At 61.0% G+C, this 17,372-nt stretch carries 15 protein-coding genes and 1 tRNA gene; 5 read left to right on the top strand and 11 right to left on the bottom strand.

The features are described from left to right. The first annotated feature begins 310 nt into the window (after positions 1-310). The 4 genes from HMPREF9695_RS11285 (at position 311) to HMPREF9695_RS11300 (ending at position 4,878) form a co-directional block, all read left to right on the top strand. Complete coding sequence (locus HMPREF9695_RS11285) at positions 311-1,315, top strand: ABC transporter substrate-binding protein (protein ID WP_006020989.1); 1,005 nt, start codon at positions 311-313, stop codon at positions 1,313-1,315. A 33-nt stretch (positions 1,316-1,348) separates the two neighbouring features. Continuing rightward, the gene (locus HMPREF9695_RS11290) at positions 1,349-3,073 is read left to right on the top strand and encodes a cache domain-containing protein (RefSeq protein WP_006020990.1); all 1,725 of its coding nucleotides are present in this window, start codon (positions 1,349-1,351) and stop codon (positions 3,071-3,073) included. A 96-nt stretch (positions 3,074-3,169) separates the two neighbouring features. Continuing rightward, positions 3,170-3,246: transfer RNA gene (locus HMPREF9695_RS11295), tRNA-Arg, on the top strand. A 231-nt stretch (positions 3,247-3,477) separates the two neighbouring features. Beyond that, the gene (locus HMPREF9695_RS11300; protein ID WP_006020991.1) at positions 3,478-4,878 is read left to right on the top strand and encodes a hypothetical protein; all 1,401 of its coding nucleotides are present in this window, start codon (positions 3,478-3,480) and stop codon (positions 4,876-4,878) included. 35 nt (positions 4,879-4,913) lie between these two features. Here HMPREF9695_RS11300 and HMPREF9695_RS11305 read toward each other — a convergent pair whose 3' ends face one another. From HMPREF9695_RS11305 to HMPREF9695_RS11355, 11 genes are all read right to left on the bottom strand, one after another. Next, positions 4,914-5,804, bottom strand: a complete 891-nt coding sequence (locus HMPREF9695_RS11305; RefSeq protein WP_006020992.1) for a LysR substrate-binding domain-containing protein — start codon at positions 5,802-5,804, stop codon at positions 4,914-4,916. Between the two features lie 74 nt (positions 5,805-5,878). Further along, positions 5,879-6,664 carry a cobalamin-binding protein gene (locus tag HMPREF9695_RS11310; RefSeq protein WP_006020993.1) on the bottom strand — a complete coding sequence of 262 codons (786 nt, stop codon included), beginning with the start codon at positions 6,662-6,664 and terminating at the stop codon, positions 5,879-5,881. Between the two features lie 32 nt (positions 6,665-6,696). Further along, complete coding sequence (locus HMPREF9695_RS11315; RefSeq protein ID WP_006020994.1) at positions 6,697-7,437, bottom strand: DUF3750 domain-containing protein; 741 nt, start codon at positions 7,435-7,437, stop codon at positions 6,697-6,699. 96 nt (positions 7,438-7,533) lie between these two features. Further along, positions 7,534-8,349, bottom strand: a complete 816-nt coding sequence (locus HMPREF9695_RS11320; RefSeq protein ID WP_006020995.1) for an NUDIX hydrolase — start codon at positions 8,347-8,349, stop codon at positions 7,534-7,536. After that, on the bottom strand, positions 8,346-9,278 hold the full coding sequence (locus HMPREF9695_RS11325) for a dihydrodipicolinate synthase family protein (protein WP_006020996.1): 933 nt from the start codon (positions 9,276-9,278) through the stop codon (positions 8,346-8,348). Before HMPREF9695_RS11325 ends, HMPREF9695_RS11320 begins: the two co-directional genes overlap by 4 nt. Positions 9,279-9,307: 29 nt before the next feature. Further along, positions 9,308-10,180, bottom strand: a complete 873-nt coding sequence (locus HMPREF9695_RS11330; protein WP_006020997.1) for an SDR family oxidoreductase — start codon at positions 10,178-10,180, stop codon at positions 9,308-9,310. A gap of 24 nt (positions 10,181-10,204) precedes the next feature. Then, complete coding sequence (locus tag HMPREF9695_RS11335) at positions 10,205-11,065, bottom strand: MaoC family dehydratase (protein ID WP_006020999.1); 861 nt, start codon at positions 11,063-11,065, stop codon at positions 10,205-10,207. A 24-nt stretch (positions 11,066-11,089) separates the two neighbouring features. Then, positions 11,090-11,479: a Zn-ribbon domain-containing OB-fold protein gene (locus HMPREF9695_RS11340; RefSeq protein WP_006021000.1), complete on the bottom strand. Its 390-nt coding sequence runs from the start codon at positions 11,477-11,479 to the stop codon at positions 11,090-11,092. Then, positions 11,479-12,627 carry a thiolase domain-containing protein gene (locus HMPREF9695_RS11345; RefSeq protein ID WP_006021001.1) on the bottom strand — a complete coding sequence of 383 codons (1,149 nt, stop codon included), beginning with the start codon at positions 12,625-12,627 and terminating at the stop codon, positions 11,479-11,481. Before HMPREF9695_RS11345 ends, HMPREF9695_RS11340 begins: the two co-directional genes overlap by 1 nt. 159 nt (positions 12,628-12,786) lie before the next feature. Continuing rightward, a complete protein-coding gene (locus HMPREF9695_RS11350; protein ID WP_006021002.1) occupies positions 12,787-13,143 on the bottom strand; it encodes an antibiotic biosynthesis monooxygenase family protein in 357 nt (118 codons plus the stop codon). A 34-nt stretch (positions 13,144-13,177) separates the two neighbouring features. After that, on the bottom strand, positions 13,178-16,669 hold the full coding sequence (locus HMPREF9695_RS11355) for an indolepyruvate ferredoxin oxidoreductase family protein (protein ID WP_006021003.1): 3,492 nt from the start codon (positions 16,667-16,669) through the stop codon (positions 13,178-13,180). Positions 16,670-17,043: 374 nt separating this feature from the next. Here HMPREF9695_RS11355 and HMPREF9695_RS11360 point away from each other — a divergent pair, with 374 nt between their 5' ends. Then, on the top strand, positions 17,044-17,283 hold the full coding sequence (locus tag HMPREF9695_RS11360; protein WP_006021005.1) for a hypothetical protein: 240 nt from the start codon (positions 17,044-17,046) through the stop codon (positions 17,281-17,283). Positions 17,284-17,372: the final 89 nt, after the last annotated feature.

The raw sequence follows: 17,372 nt of genomic DNA on the forward strand, positions 1-17,372 counted from the left end.
AATGTTAGACGCAAAAGAGGAAGCGTCAACGAAACCATGTTGCGCATCGCAACGAAGGTGCGTCTGTTTTCTTGCAGCGCACGCACGTTGAAGTATGCACCGGTTGAGATGCGGCGCTTCGTGATTTGCGTCGAAACTCTCGGCCGGGAAAATCCGTTCGAGGCAGCCGTCAAATTGTAGGCAGCGCGGCAGCTTACCCGCCCGGTTTAATCCTCATAATCGTGTTTGTGGGACCGGATATCCGGTTCCGTAACCCACACCTCGCAGCTATGCTGAAGTAGATGGTTGGTGGCGTTATTTGGGACGGGCCATGCGCTTGATGCCCGAAACTGCAGATCGAATACGGCGGCGCGATTTTATTGCGCTGGTGGGGAGCACGATTGCTTGGACAGTCCCCGCCTCTGCACAGACGATGCCCGTCATCGGATATCTTGGTTCGGAAACGCCGCAACGCTACGGCAGCCGCCTCACCGCCTTCCGCAAAGGGCTGGCGGAAATCGGCTACGCGGAGGGCCGCAATGTCACAATTGAGTTTCGCTGGGCGGAAGGTCAGTACAGCCGGTTGCCGGCACTCGCAGCGGACCTGGCCACTCGAAAGGTGAACCTCATCGTCGCGGCAGGTGGCGCTGAGGTTGCGCTTGCAGCGAAATCCGCGACGACCACCATCCCGATTGTCTTTGAGATGGGCGGCGACCCAATTGCACTCGGCGTGGTGGGCAGTATGTCCCGGCCGGGAGGGAATCTTACCGGTGTGTCCAGCCAGAGCGTGGAGGTGTCGCGTAAACGCCTGGAGTTCATGCATGAGGTCCGCCCAAGCACCAATGTATTCGGTGTGGCCATCAACCCCACAAGTCCGACCTCGGATATGCAGTTGAAGAACCTCCGTACCGCGGCGGAAAGCCTCGGGTTGGAGCTTATTGTTATGAAAACCAGCGCCGAGCAGGAGTTCGACGGAATGTTTGCAGCTGTGCGAGAAGCGCGCGCAGGCGGACTTGTCTTCAGCTCCGATCCCTATTTCGCTTACCGTAGTGAGCTGCTGGCCCTATTGGCAGCCCGTCATTCCGTGCCTGCGATGACCCAATCCCGCGACTTCCCGCTCGCTGGCGGCCTGATGAGTTACGGCGGTGACTTCAGTCAGTCGCACCGTCACACCGGCATGTATGCCGGCCGTATCCTCAGGGGCGAGAAGCCTTCCGATTTGCCGGTGCAACGGGTGACCAAAGTCGAGTTGTTCATCAACCTGATGGCCGCCAAAGCCCTCGGCATATCCTTCCCGTCCTCGCTTCTGAGTAGCGCCGACGAGGTGATCGAATGACCTGGCCGCCCGGCCGTCTCTCGAGATAGGACGATGTCCGATCCACGCACCGCCCCGCGCACCTCACTGTTCAGGAAATACTTTCGTGCGCTGTTTGCGGCGACCGTCGTGCCGCTTTTGATCGCAGGCGCAAGCGAAGCCTGGTTCGGCTATCACGACCAGCGCGCAAGGTTAAACGACCTTCTGAACGCAGAAGCCCGGTTTGCTGCCGTCAACATTCAGGACTTCATCGAAAGTATCCGGGATCAGCTCGGCTGGGTTGTCCAACTGCCGTGGTCGGACGACAGCGGCGACAGGCGAAGGCTCGACGCTCTGCGCCTGCTACGTCAGGTTCCGGCCATTGAGAGCCTCAGTCTGGTCGACCCTGCCGGGAAGGAACGGCTATTCGTGTCGCGCATCGGCTTGAACAGGATTGAGAGCGGAGCGGATCTCTCAACAAAACCGGCGGTGATGGCAGCCCGATCGGATCGGATCTGGTTTGGCCCGGTCACATTCTATCGCGGCTCGGAGCCGTTTATGACGATCGCCGTCGCGGGCAACCGCTCGGCAGACGGGGTCGCCATCGCGGAGGTCAATCTCAAATTCATTTGGGAGGTTGTCTCGGGAATTCGGGTAGGACGCACCGGAGAAGCCTTCGTGCTTGATAAGCCGGGCCGCGTCGTCGCGCACCCCGACATCAGCCTCGTGTTGCGCGCCGATGAACCCGCGCAGCAACCACTCCGGGACCTGCGGACAGCCATTCTGTCTCGCCCCAGTCAGGCAGCCACCGGGCAGGACATCGCAGGCAAGACGGTATTGGGCGCGATGGTTCAGATTCCTGGCATCGACTGGAGTGTCATCGTCAAACAACCTGTCGCCGAGGCATTCAGGCCGATCTACGCTGCGCTCTGGCGCACGGCAGCGTTATTAATTGCCGGAGCGGCCCTTGCCGCCATCCTCGCCTACTGGCTGACCCAGCGCATGGTCGGACCGATACGCGTGCTGGAGGACGGGGTCGCCCAAATTGGTGCGGGAAATTTTCAACACCGCATCAACCTTGCAACGAGTGACGAGTTCGAGCGGCTCGCGACCCGGTTCAACGAGATGGCGGGTGAGCTGGCGATCTCACAGGAACGTTCCGAACGCATAAGCCGGCTCAAGCGCTTTCTTGCTCCACAAGTCGCCGAACTGATTGACCGTACCGGTGACGATCGCGTTCTCGATGGGCGGCGCGTCGATGTGGTCGCAATATTCTGCGATATGCGAGGCTTCACCGCCTTCTCTGCGCGCACGGAGCCCGAAACTATCCTCGGCGTGCTGCGCGAATACTATGACTCGCTTGAAAGCGTCGTCAGCTCCCATGAGGCAACTCTGATCAGTTTCTCCGGCGACGGAGCAATGGTGCTGGTCAACGCGCCGGTTGCCTGCCCTGATCCGGCATTGCGCGGCGTCTATACAGCAATCGACATGCAGAGAACCGTTCAGCGGCTTCTGACCAGCTGGCACGCACTCGATCACCGGCTGGGCTTTGGCGTCGGACTCGCGAAGGGACCGGCTACGGTCGGAAAGATCGGCTCCGGCGGCCGTCTCCACTACAGCGCAATCGGCAACGTCGTGAACCTTGCCTCGCGCTTGTGTTCGAGCGCGAATAACTCCGAGATCCTGATCGATCGCATTGCAGCTTCCGCTGTGGCGTCGAGCGTGCCTCTTGTCGAGCTGGATCCACGAACGCTGAAGGGTTTCGACGAGCCCGTTCCAGTATTTTCCGTTGTGTTTTGACCGCAAACACCTTGCAACTGCCTGCGGCTAAAACAGGAGTTTTGGAGCGATTTCGGGCTGGATTTCGAGCCGTCATTGGCTATGGTGCAGCCGTCAGCGCTCCTAGCTCAGCTGGATAGAGCATCGGATTTCGATTCCGAGGGTCGGGAGTTCGAATCTCTCGGAGCGCGCCATTCCCGTCCAAAATTCGGCATCATACAGCCGGGAAGCACGTGGTCTGAGCCCAGCCGGGCACAGGCAAGATGCCAATTATGACAGTCAGATTTCAGTATTTTGAATTGCCAACAGTGGCATCTTTCGGCATGGCTTGCCGAGCTTTTGCACGGTGGCCTGCGCCCATATGGCGCTTCAATCGAATCGCGCCGCCAGGCTATTCAAGACTTGCAATTGCCAGGGAGGACATTGTGAGCGGCAACGAAGGGCTTCTGTCTTCAAATTCCGAGCACAGGTTCTATCAGGGCCTCGCCGCGACCTTTGTCGCCAATTGCCTTCAGGCCACCAACTTCCTCTCCGACCGGTTCCTGCGGCGCGCCTATTATGCATCGGCGAAGATTGACGAGCTTTACCGCAACTCGATGAACAGCGCCTTTTCCGCGCAGGAAGCGTTTCTTGTCACCGGCGCACCGCACGCGTCGGCCTACTATCCGCGGGATTTCGCCTGGTTCTATCCCGACGTTCTCGATCCGCAGACCATCATCGATTCCGAGGACGCGACCCGCCGGGTTCGTCTGCTGGAAAAAAGCGTCCGCCTGATGCTGGGCGCAGTGCGCTCCGGCATCATCACGACGACGCTCATTCCCGTGAAGCGCAACCGCTATATCGGCGCCAACTATTTCGCGCTGCCATCGGATACGCTTCTCGGCATTCAGGGTGGTCTCGAGCAGATCATTCGCGCTGACTTTCGACCCTCGCCCTATGCCGACATGGCAACCGCCGCACAAACCGGCCGCGCGTTGCTGGCCGAATATCGCGAAGACCTGAAGAGATCATTGCTCGATCTCGCAGGAAGTCTCGAACCTTATGACGGCTATGGAATCCGTACCCTGCTTTGCGATGTCCGCGCGCCACGTTCGGCGGCGACGGATACTCGCGCGGAGCGGCTGCGTTTCGTCACCAACGCCAGCGTCTATGCGACGTTCCAGCAGAGCATCCGGCTCGGGATCGTGCACCAGAACGAACTGGAGGAAATTCTGGGACGCAGCCTCTCGCAGTACAAAGGAGAACTGCTTCAGTTGTTCGGCCGCGACGGCTACATCAAGCATAGCCTCGACTGCAACGCGGACTCGCCTGCGTTTTCCATCGCGCTTGATTTCGTCAACGTGCAGCACGGTTTCTGGGATTTCAGCAACGACGCAGAGCGCGCACTGTTCAGCGCGACCGCCGACCTTATCCTCGCCGAGCCGCGCTTCCGGATTCCGGATACCTTCCACTTCTTCGTGTCGGCGGATAATCCGCGCAAGAAACTCATCCACCGGATCGCTACGCCGTCCTATCAAGGTCGGTCCGCATGGCCGACCTTCAACGTCGAGTTCGCCGACCGCATGCTCGAATACGATGAATTCTCCGGGGTCGAGCGATACCGGCCCTACGCCCGCGAAATCCTGCGTCATATCCATCACGCCACGGAGACGCATGGCGGATACCAGGAGCTATTGTCCGAAAACGGCCTTCAGTACCGCACATGGGCCTACCGCGGCGCCATCGCGCACTCCTGGTTTCCCCGCTTCCTGACCGTCTGGAGCAGAGCCTACGGCGTTCCGCTGATCGACTGGACGCAGCAACCTACTGACAAGGCGGTTGCATAAACGTTTTTCTGGAGCGCGCCGCAGCCGCGGTGCCCTTACCTGGCCGCCGCCGCTGAAATCATCTGCCCAAGCTCGGCGAAATGGCGTTTCCGCGGCGAGCTTCGGCGCCACGCAAGCCCGATCACGCGCTGCGGCTCGGGATCGGCGAACCGCATCAGGTGAATGTCGCCCCGCCGGCTTTCGAGCGGCACCGCCAGTTCCGGCAACAGCGTCATGCCGAGACCGTGCGCCACCATCTGGACCAGTGTGGACAGGCTCGACGCGCCGAAGGTGTTGATGTTCTCGATCCGCCGCAGGTTACAAAAAGCCAGCGCCTGATCCCGCATGCAATGCCCCTCTTCCAGCAGTAGCAGCCGGTCGTCTTCCAGCAGATCAGGCGTCGCCTTGACCCGGTTCGACATGCGGTGCGACGTCGCCATCGCCAGCAGGAAGCGATCGTCAAACAACCGAACCGTCTCGATGTCGGGGTGTTCGACCGGCAGCGCGAGCAAGAGCAGGTCTAGTTGACCATCGGCAAGCTCGTTAACGAGGGTTTGGGTCTGGGTTTCGCGGATGTGAAGGTCGAGATCGGGAAACGTGTCCCGGATCATCGGCAGCAATTGCGGAAGGATATACGGGGCCACCGAAGGGATGACGCCGAGACCCAGAGGGCCGGACAGGACGTTGCCCTGCCGCCGCGCGACATCGACAATGTCACGAACATCGGCAAGGACGCGCGCCGCACGTTGTGCGATTTCTTTGCCGCCCTCGGTCAGCATCACACCGTTGCGACCGCGCTCCAGGAGCTGAATTCCGAGGGTTCTCTCCAGTTCCTGTACCTGCATTGAGAGCGCAGGCTGCGTCACAGCGCAGTGCTCGGCGGCCTTGCCGAAATGGCCGGATCTGGCCACTGCGTCGAAGTACTTGAGCTGTTTAAGGGACACCATCGATCAGTTCTTCTTATTCAAGACCGTTATTAATACGGTCAGACCTGATTGAACAGCCCTTGAGTCGACGCATCTCATGTGTTCGGCTGCAACGCCGCCATAATCGCATCGAGACCGTCTGTCAGCGCCGCAGGTCCCGGTTGCAGGATCAACGGCGATTTGATCTCCACGATACGGTTGTCGCGCACGGCCGCGATCGCGTCCCAGCCCGGGCGCTGCCGGATTTTGTCCGGGACGACTTTCTTGCCGCACCATGACGCCAGGATCACGTCGGGATTGGCAGCGACAACGGCTTCGGGCGCAATGATGCGGTCCTTTGCAGCCTTTGCCTTTGCAAGCTGCGGAAACACGTCCTCTCCGCCTGCGATCGAAATCAATTCCGACACCCAGCCGATCCCGCTGATCAACGGGTCATCCCATTCCTCGAAATAGACTTTGGGATGCACCGCTCTGGCGCGCCCGATCGCAGCAACATCCGCGAGCCGCTGCCCGAACCATGCCGCGAGCGCATTCGCCTTTTCTGCTTCGCCGATCAATCCGCCGAGCGTGCGGATCATTGCCAGAATGCCGGCGATATCGCGCTGGTTGAAGACGTGGACCGCAACCCCTGCCCGCACCAGATCGGCGACGATATCGGCCTGCAAATCCGAGAATGCCAGAACCAGATCGGGATCGAGCGCAAGTATCTTGGGAACGTCGGCTGATATGAACGCCGAGACTCGCGGCTTCTCGCGCCGTACCTGCGGCGGCCGAACCGCGTATCCCGATACGCCGACAATACGATCCTGCTCGCCAAGCAGGTACAGCGTCTCAACCGTCTCTTCGGTGAGGCACACGACTCGTCGTGGAGGGAAAGTCATCGGCAATCTCGGTCAGCCATCGTTCTGACTGACTACGCCGCTGCGGCACTCATGCCAATGCGTCCAATGCCCGGAATCTTGATTGCAGGGCGGCGAATGTCGACACCAAGAACCGCGCCCAGCACATTCAACTCGACGCCTTCCAGCCAGCCGACAGTCAAACCGAGATAGCCGCCCAACGTGGCCCGCAAGCCGGTCCCCGAAGGCGTCCGGCCAAACCATTCGCCATCGTAGGGATAATCCTTGCCGATCGCCGTAGGCGGCAGCACAGCATGCATCTCCGGCACCGCATCGATGATCGCTGCAACGAACGTATTCGAGTTCGGGCCGGGCCAAGCACGATAGTCGCCGAGGTTACGATACTTGTAGCGGTCAATGGCCGCCCGGATTTTCGGAATCAGCTGTGCTGCGTGCTCACCGTCTGCGCGGAAGACCTCATCAGGAATCTGCCCGAACCAGCGCCCGTCCGCCACGAAGCCGTTGACGCGGATCGGTTCTCCCCACGCCGTATAATCGTAGCGGCTATAGCGCGACGCGCCCTTCTCCTTGAACACGATCCATGAATGAACAGCGACGATGCCGCGCCAGCGCACCGTACGCGCGGCATAGATGCGAACCAGCGCATCCGGATGATCCGATACCTGCGGCAGAACGCCCGCGCTGGAGCGATCGGCCGCGTACCAGTTCGCCGACGCCCGGTCGCTCAAAAAATACGATGCCGCAGAAACGCCGATGGGGGCGAATAAAAGGACCAGAAAAGCCGTCAGAACCATCTTCCAAAATCTCATCGGATACCGTCATGGGCGCGCTTCGCGTCTCATGAGAATGGTGACGGCAGCCGATGGATTCAATGGCTCTGAATTAGCGTCTCAGGGGCGTGCAACGTCAAAAACGTCGCCGTCGTAGCCTGCCTCGATCGGAATGCGCAGGCGCGTGGTTCCGTTCTCGTTCCTGCTCATCTCAGGAACAACGGTTACCACCGGCGTCGCCCGCGCGAAGTCCATTGCGGCCTGCGCAGTTCCGAGCTTGTCGAGCTTGATCAGGTTGCGGATCGTCGGAAACGGCAGATTGTAACGTCCCGACTCTGCGGCCTCGAGCGCAGCCTTCGGCGACAGCCATACGGAATCCACGGACTCCCTGCCGTCGTGCCTGCCGATCTGATCTGCCGGAGCCAGCGCCAACAGAAAATGCGTGTCGAAACGCTTCGGCAGATTCACCGGCGTGATCCAGTGCGCGAAGAGCGCAAGCAGATCGATCGCAGGAGTAAGGTTATGTTCGCGCAGAACGTCCGCGAAACTCACCTCGCCCGCGTCGAGCGCCTCGCGCTGCGAACCCAGGGCGTCGGCCTTCTCCGCAGACACCAGCGAGGATGAGCCTCGCGGCCGCGCCAGAAGGATTCCGCTTTCCTCGAACGTCTCTCGGATGCCGCCAATGCGAATGGCCGCAGTATCGATATCGAGACCGCCACGATCGGCGACGAGCGCCGGATCGGTCGCGATCTCATGGTCATTCGGGTCCATGCTGCCGCCGGGAAACACCAAGGCGCCGGAACTGAACTCGATCTGGCGATTCCGCTGCACCATGAAGATTTCCATGCCACCGGCGGCTTCCCGCAACAGCAGCACCGTGGACGCCGTGCGTAAGGCCTTCGACGGGTCAGGAGCGCTCTTGCCGCCGCTGCTCATGAGATGTTCGCCCGTTTATCGATGCGCCCGACGCGCGACAGGAGATAGTCCACCTCGCTGCGGGCCAGCACGCTCATGCTCGATCCCGGCTTGCGTTGCGCGTCAGACGCGATCTTGCCGCGCTTCTTCAAAACATATTTGCGCACAGCGAGGCCGACGCCCGGCTGCTGCTCGTAACGGATCAGCGGCAGATGCGCATCGAATAGATCGTGCGCGGCGTCGCGCTTGCCTGCCTTTGACAGGTTGACGACATCCACCAGCAGATCAGGGAATGCGTAGCCGGTCATGGCGCCATCGACACCCCGCTCCATCTCGAAGTCGAGGAACAGCCCGCCGTTGCCCACCAGAATCGACAGCGGCCGCAGCGAGCCGTCCTTCTGGAAGCCGCGCAGAGCTGAAATCTTTTCCAGCCCCGGCCAGTCTTCGTGCTTGAGCATCACGCACGACGGGTTGTCCATGACGATCTTGCGGATCACCGACGGAGTCATGACGACGGTCAGCGTCAGCGGATAATCCTGCAATACCCACGGCACGTCGCTGCCGATAGCTTCGCTCGCCTGCCGGAAATAACCGGTGATCTGCTCGTCGGTGCGCAGGTGCGTCGGCGGAGCGATCATCACAGCGGCGGCGCCGGCGTCCATCGATGCGCGCGCCAGTGTGCGCATCTGCGCAAAGCCCGGCGCGGAGACACCCACGATAATCTGCTTGTCCTTGGCCCGCTTGATGAAGCGCGTCGCGACGTCGATGGATTCGTTGCCTTCGAGCTTCGGCGCCTCACCGAGAATGCCGAGCACGGTGACGCCATTGCAGCCGACCTCCGCGTAGAAATCGGTCAGGCGGTCGATCGAGTCGTAGTCGATGCGGCCGTCATCGAAGAACGGGGTTGGTGCGATGGCGAACGTACCGCTCGCTTCGTGAGTTAGTTTCATGAGAGGAGGACTGCTTTCTTGTTTTTGTGTCAGTAGCTGCGCGGCACAATTCTAACGCCTTCGTCGAAAAAAATCTCGCTTGCATGGGCCGCAATGTCCTGCGGTTTCCACGGGCCGCCGGGCTTCCACCCCTCCCGCTCCAGGAGTTTTATCTCCCGGATGCCTCGCGGACCGGAAACGCCCAGTACCTTTCCGGTCTGCTCGCCGGACAGGGAACTCACCATGTAAAGCACCGCCGGCGCAATCTCGTCAGGCCCCATGGCGGCCCCCGGATTGTCGATGTAGCGCTGCAGATCCGCCGTCATGCGGGTCAAAGCGCCCGGAGCCAGCGTCCAGACGCGGATATTGTACTTGCGTCCCTCATCCGTCAGCACATTGGACAGGCCGAAGATACCGCCCTTGGCCGCACCATAATTGCTCTGGCCGAAATTCCCGAACAGCCCGGACGTCGATGACGTATTGACGATGACGCCGCCGCCGTTGTCCTTCATCCATTTGAAGACCGGCAGGGTGACGCAGAAGGTGCCCTTCAGGTGCACCGTCATCACCTTGTCCCAGTTGTCCTCCGTCATTTTGGCGAAGGTGCCGTCGCGCAGAATTCCGGCATTGTTCACCAGAATGTCCGCGCGGCCGAAATGCCTGATCGCATCGTCGAACACCGACTGACCACCGGCCATCGTCGAAATATCCGAACCATTCGCGATGGCTTTCCCGCCTTCGGCCTTGATGCCATCGACGACCTTCTGGGCCATCGACTTGTCGGCGCCACTGCCGTCGCGTGGCCCACCAAGATCGTTGACGACCACCGATGCGCCCTCGCGGGCAAACAGTTTGGCGTAGGCTTCGCCGAGACCACCACCCGCGCCGGTAATGATCGCAACCTTGCCGTCGAGCAAACCCATCGAGTCCTCCCGGATTCTCTTGTTTCAGGCGAGAACGGTCTTCCCGTTCCTGATAACCGTGACGTTCCGGCTCTTGACGCGGCCTTCAAGCGAAATGACGTTGCCGTCTTTCCACAGATCGAACGACACGGTCTCCCCCGGAAACACCGGCGACGAGAAGCGCGTCACGTGCTGCCTGAAGGCGGACGGATCGTAATCCGCGTAGGTCTGAAGCACTGCGCGGCAGCTCAGGCCATAGGTGCACATGCCGTGCAGGATGGGCCGGTCGAAGCCAGCGCGCTTGGCGAATTCCGGATCGCTGTGCAGCGGATTACGGTCGCCGCACAGCCGGTAGATCAGCGCCTGATCCGGCCGGGTCGAGATGTCGACCGTCATGTCCGGCGCGCGTTTCGGAATGGCATGGGGCTCAGGCTGTCCCTCGGACGGGCCGCCGAAGCCGCCGTCGCCGCGCGCGAACTGCGATGCGATCAGCGTGGCGAGATCCTCGCCCTTGTCATTCTTGAGCACGGTCTTGCGCAGAATCACCGCGCCCTTGTCCTTGCCCTTGTCGAACACGCCAAGGATGCTGGAGTCCGCCGTGATACTGGCGGCGACAGGCAATGGCTTGTGAAAGGTGATGTCACGCTCGCCATCCACCACCATAACGCGGTTGACGTCGATGGGGCCGGCACTTGCGCCCCACGCAGCAACCGACGCGTAAGTCGGGACCACCTTCAGCTCGCGCGGCGTGAAGTAGCCTTCGTTGACGAACGACAGCTCCTTCTGGTCCATTGGATCGGCGCCCATGCCGATGCCGTAGGCGTAGAGCATCACTTCACGGTCAGTCCATGAATACTTCTGGCCGACATTCCTGAGCGCCATCACCTCATCGTACTTGATCGGCATGTTTCCTCGCTGTTGTTATTGTTGTCAGGCCGGCGTGAAGAACGGCAGCGGCGCGCCGTCCGTCGGCTTGAACACGACCTTCACGCGCTGACCGATTTTCAGCGTTGCCAAATCGCAGTCCACGAAGTTCGTCAGCAGTGACGGACCTTCATCGAGCGTGACGTACCCAATGGCATAAGGTCCCGTCGGCGACTTCCGCATCAGGCTGTAGCTGTAGATCACGCCCTCGCCCTTGCTCTCTTCCCACACCGTCTGGTCCGAGAAGCACACCGGGCAGATCGAGCGCGGGAAATAATGCGGCTCGCCACACGCGGTGCAGCGCTTGATGAGAAACTTGCCCTCTTTGGCGGCGTTCCAGAAGTGTGCAGTTTCAGGGTTGCCCACGGGGGCGGGATACTTCGGTTTGTCGGTCATCACACGCGCTCCAGAATAGCGGTCGATGCCGCATGACGCACACCCAGCAGTCCGCCGGTGCCGTGCACCAGCGCGAGATCGCAGTTCGGCACCTGAACCTTCGGATGCGCCTCGCCGCGCAACTGACGCACCGCCTCGATGATCTTGGTGATGCCACCGCGGTTGATCGGGTGGTTGTTGCACAGCCCGCCGCCGTCCGTATTCCACGGCAGCTTGCCGACGCCGGAAATCAGGTTGCCATCGGCGACGAACTTGCCACCCTCGCCCTTCGCACAGAAGCCGAGGTCTTCAAGCTGAACCACCACGGTGATGGTGAAGCTGTCGTAAATCGACGCATACTTGATATCCTTCGGCGTCACGCCTGCTTCCGCAAACGCCGGTGGGCCGCTCCACACGCCCGCGGAATAGGTCAGGTCGAGTTTGCGGCCGCCGTTGGGACCCTTCAGCGATTCACCATGACCGGTCATACGGACCAGTGGACGCTTCAGCGACTTCGCGATCTCCGGCGTGGTCACTACGAGCGCACCGCCGCCGTCCGAGACTACGCAGCAATCGAGCCGGTGCAGCGGGTCAGAAATCATCGGCGAGTTGAGGACGTCTTCCACGGTGACGACGTCGCGCAGCATCGCGTGCGGATTGTATTGTGCATGATGCGAGGCCGCGACCTTGACCCAGGCGAGTTGCTCGCTGGTGGTGCCGAACTCATGCATATGGCGCATGGCGCACATGCCATATGCGTTGTGGGTTGTCGCGCCGTAAGCCACTTCGAAATCGACCTCGGGGCCGAACGCGCGTGGCGGCATAGGCCCAGTCCGCGGCTTGCCCGCCAGCGTGATCAGCGCGACGGAACATTTGCCGGCGGCAATCGCCTCGGCGGCGTGCCCAAGCGCGATGATATAGGAGCAGCCGCCGGTCTCGGTTGAATCCAGATGACGCAGTTTGAGGCCCAGATAATCGGCCATCGGCATCACGCCGCCGGGCGCATCACCGGCGCAGAAATAGCCGTCGACATCAGCCTTGGTCAGGCCGGCATCCTCCAGCGCGCCCTTGGCGCATTCGGCGTGAAGTTGGGCCGTCGATTTGTCCGGCGCATGCCGGGTGGGATGCTCGTAAATCCCGGCGATATAGGCTTTTCCCTTGATGCTCAAAGTCATCTCCGCTGCATTATCTCAGCGGATTTTCTGACCCTTCAAGCCGCGCTTGGCAAGCATCTTGAATTTCGCAGGGCGAACGAGCCAGAGATCAAATGCCGGCACCGATTGGCGCATTGACATCGTCACGCCGAACGGGAAGCAATAGCGATCCGGTCAGATTTCAGGCGCGTAGTTTGCGATGCTGTCCGCGGGCGCCTGCTCGCGCCGCTCGTTCATCCCGTAGTCGCGAAGGACAGCCGCGACGCGCAGCCGATAGTCGCTGAAAATTCCCTGCCGCCCTGCGCGCTGCGCCGCGCGATGGCGTGCAAATGCGCGCCATCCGGCAACAGCCGCCTCGTCTCGCCAAATCGAAATCGACAGCAGCTTGCCTGGATCGGTGAGGCTTTGAAACCGCTCCACCGAAATGAAGCCGTCCATTTGCTCGAGGTCTTCGCGCAACCGTGCTGCCAGATCGAGATAGCGGTCCTTTTGTCCCTCCGCAGGCCAGACCTCAAAGATAATAGCGATCATTTGAGACCTCACGGCTTTGCGGTGGCTTCAGCGATCACTCCGCTGCGATTTGCGGCGCGATCATCGGCGGCGGATTGACCAGGTCCTTGGCAAGCTGTTCGTATCGCGCCTTCGCTTTCGCAATGGATGCTTCCTTCACCGGGCCATAGCCGCGGATCTGATCCGGCAGCGACAGCAACTCCACCGCAATGTCGTAGGTCTTCGGCGACAGCAGCTTCATCGCTGTCACCACATCCTGCTCGTATCCCTTGATTAGGTTGCGCTCGAGCTTGCGGTCCTCGCTGTAGCTGAACGGATCGAACAGCGTACCGCGCAGGAAGCGGAGTTTCGCAAGCACGCCGAAAGCGCTCATCATCCAGGGACCAAAGGCGCGCTTGCGCGGACGCCCCAATGCATCGGTGCCAGTGTTCAGAATCGGCGGAGCAAGATTGAAGTTCATCGTGAAGTTGCCGTCGAACTGCTTGCGGATGCTGTCCGCAAACCGCCCATCTGTATAAAGCCGCGCCACCTCGTATTCGTCCTTGTAGGCCAGCAGCTTGGCGTAGTTGATCGCAACAGCGCGCGGCAATGCTTCGCCGTAGCCGCCATCGAATGCCACCTTCCGAACCTGATCGACGAGATTGCGATACCGCGCGGCATAGGCCGCATTCTGATAGTCGGTCAGGAATTTCGTGCGATGCGCGATGACCTCGTCCAGCGACATCTGATCGAGGGTCTTGGGGGCCTCGGGTTCGTCGTCCTTCATCATGGCCGCCAGCTTTGCGGGATCATGCGCGGCGAGGCGGCCAAGGCGGAACGCCTGCGTGTTCATCTTGATCGACACGCCGTTAAGTTCGATCGCCTGTTCGATGGCTTCGGCGCCGACGGGGAGCAAGCCCTTCTGATAAGCATACCCCAGCATCATCATGTTGGTCGCGATCGAGTCACCCAGCAGCGTCTCGGCAGGCTTGGTGAAATCGAGGAACGCCGATTCCTTGCGAAGCGCATTTTCCAGTACGCGATTGACCTTGCCGCGCTGGAAATCGAAATCACGGTTCTGAATGAAGTCCGCAATCGGGATCAAATGCGTGTTGATCACGCCGTAGGTACGCGACGATTCCGCCAGCGTAATCGTCTCCTTGGCGACAGCGACTACTTCATCCGCCGCGATCAGGAGATCGGCGGTGCCGGTGACGATGCGCGAACAAGTCACATCCGCCGTATTCTTCGATAGCCGCACGTGGCTGAGCACCGCACCGCCCTTTTGCGCAAGCCCCGACATATCGAGGATCATGCTGGCCTTGCCTTCGATATGCGCGGCCATGCCGAGCAGCGCGCCGATGGTGAGCACGCCTGTGCCGCCCACGCCGCCGACAGCGACATTATACGGACGATCCAGCGAGGGCACCGAGGCCGGCGCGGGCAATTCACCGATATTGCCGATATCGACCGGCGCGCGCTTGCGCAGCGTGCCGCCCTCGATGGTGACGAAGGACGGGCAGAATCCCTTCACGCAGGAATAGTCCTTGTTGCAGGTCGACTGGTTGATGGTGCGCTTGCGCCCCATCTCGGTCTCCAGCGGCTCCACCGAAATGCAGTTCGACTGCACCGAGCAGTCGCCGCACCCTTCGCAGACCGCGGCATTAATGACGACCCGCTTTGACGGGTCTTCCATCAATCCGCGCTTGCGCCGGCGGCGTTTTTCGGCGGCGCAGGTCTGCACGAACACGATTGCCGAGCAACCCGGCGTCTCGCGCAGCGTGCGCTGGACTTCGTCGAGCTGATCGCGGTGCGCGACCTTGGTGCCGGGCGCGATGTCGGATGCCGGATAGGCCTCGGGATTTTCCGACACAAGATAGATGTCGCGGATACCTTCGCTGTGAAGCTGGAACGTCACCTGCTGCGGCGAAAGCTCGCCGTCGACATGCTGACCGCCGGTCATGGCCGTCGCGTCGTTGTAAAGAATTTTGTAGGTGATGTTGGCCTTGGACGCGACCGCCTGCCGGATCGCGAGGCTGCCTGAATGGAAGTAAGTGCCGTCGCCGAGATTGACGAAAACGTGCTTCTCGCTGGTGAACGGCGCGATGCCGACCCACGGCACGCCCTCGCCGCCCATGTGCGTGAAGGTCTCCGTGTTGCGGTCCATCCACAACGCCATGAAGTGACAGCCGATACCGGCCATCGCACGGCTGCCTTCCGGGACCTTGGTCGATGAATTGTGCGGACAGCCCGAGCAGAAATACGGCGTGCGCGTGACTGGCGCAATGGCCTGCACCTGCGTCGCCTGTCGGCCGTTGAACCAGTCAGCCTTGGCGCGGAGCATCGCCACGATTTCGGGATTGAGGTCGAGTTGCAGCAGCCGCTCGGTCAACGAGCTTGCCAGCGAAGCGACGCTCAATTCTTCCGCGAACGGCAGGAAGCGCTTGTCGTGATTGTCCATCTTGCCGATGATGCGCGGGCGCACATCGTCGCGCCAGTTGAACAGCTCCTGCTTGACCTGGTTTTCGACGATCTCGCGGCGTTCCTCGACGATGAAGATTTCCTCAAGACCGACGGCGAAGGCGCGCACGCCTTCCGGCTCCAGCGGCCACGGCATGCCGATCTTGTAAAGCCGCAGACCGATCTTTGCAGCCACCTCGGGCGTGATGCCGAGTTCGCGCAGGGCCTGGCGGATGTCTTCATAGCTCTTGCCGGACGCCATGATGCCGAACCGTGCGTTCGGCGAGTCCATCGTGACGCGGTTGATTTTGTTGGCGCGCGCAAAGGCGACGGCAGCGAAGCCCTTGTAGTCCTGCAAGCGCTTGTCCTGCGCGTAACGGTCGTCCGGCCAGCGGAGGTTGAGACCGCCCGGCGGCATCTCGAAATCGCTCGGAATGATGAACGGCGTCATCTCGTCGGTGAGATCGATCTCCGCGGTCGTTTCCACCGTCTCGGTGATCACCTTCATGCCGACCCAGCAGCCGGAATAGCGCGACATCGCGATGCCGAGCAGTCCCATCTCGATCATCTCGTGGATGCTCGATGGATAGAGATACGGCATCAGCGCGGAGATGAAGGCGTGGTCCGACTGATGCGGCACGGTCGATGACTTCGCGCCGTGATCGTCACCGGCGAGACAGAGCACGCCGCCGTTCTTGGCGGAGCCCGCCGCATTGCCGTGGCGGAAGACGTCGCCGCAACGATCGACGCCGGGGCCCTTGCCATACCAGATCCCGGTAATGCCGTCGTATTTCGCGCCGGGCGAGAGATTGAGCTGCTGCGAACCCCAGATCGCTGTGGCGGCGAGGTCCTCGTTGACCCCCGGCTGGAATTTCACATTGTACTGTTCAAGGTGCTTGCGCGCGGCGAACAGTTGCTGGTCATAGCCGCCCAGCGGCGATCCGCGATATCCGGATACGAACGCTGCGGTGTTCAGCCCCGCCGCGCGGTCGCGTCTGACCTGTGCCATTGGCAGCCGGACCAGCGCCTGAATTCCGGTCAGGAAAACATGCCCCGATGCCTGCGTGTATTTCTGGTCAAGGCTGATCGGCCCTTGGTTGATTCCCATATTCGTTTGCCTCTTTGCCGGGCTCTTGTTGCGCCGTGACGAGTCTACCTAGAGCCAGTCTATGTCGCTTTTCGTTTCCCGCACAAAAGAAATCGCATTCATCAGACCTTTGTTTTCAAACGTAATTTTAGGGCGCTTTTCACCTTCCTTCGGACCGGTTGTGTCGCCCGCCTGCCTGAGGCCGAAAGGACATTGCGAACGACTCGTGCCTTGCAGCGGCCCCCCGTTCATACCGCTGCAGTGCGGCCTGTCTCCCCGCAATGCTGCCCCTCGCTCCATGCAACGCTCCGCCGGAACGTTCCCACCGGAAAGGCCGTTGCCCCCGACATACAAAGACCTGATCTCAACGGGTCACAGAGCGGAGGATTTGCATTATGAATCGCATGTCAGGAAGCGACTGGATGTCGGACGGCAAAAAAGGTGTCTCCGACGAACCTGCTCAGGCGAGCGAGGAGTTCGCGTATCAGCAAGGCAAACCGGTCAAGGCGTTGATTGGCATCGCGCTCCTTGTGGTGCTCGCCGTCGCACTCGCGCGGATGAATCCTGCACCGCATGATGTCTCGAACAACCCTGCAATAACGACAGGCCAGACGACGGGTACAAGCGCCCGATGAATACCCGACCTGCAATCCGAGATTCTTGACCCATCATCGCCCGGCGCCGGGAACGTCCCCAGCATCGGGTGATTGTCTGTCCAGATGCA

It is taken from the genome of Afipia broomeae ATCC 49717 (assembly GCF_000314675.2).
GTDB lineage: Bacteria > Pseudomonadota > Alphaproteobacteria > Rhizobiales > Xanthobacteraceae > Afipia > Afipia broomeae.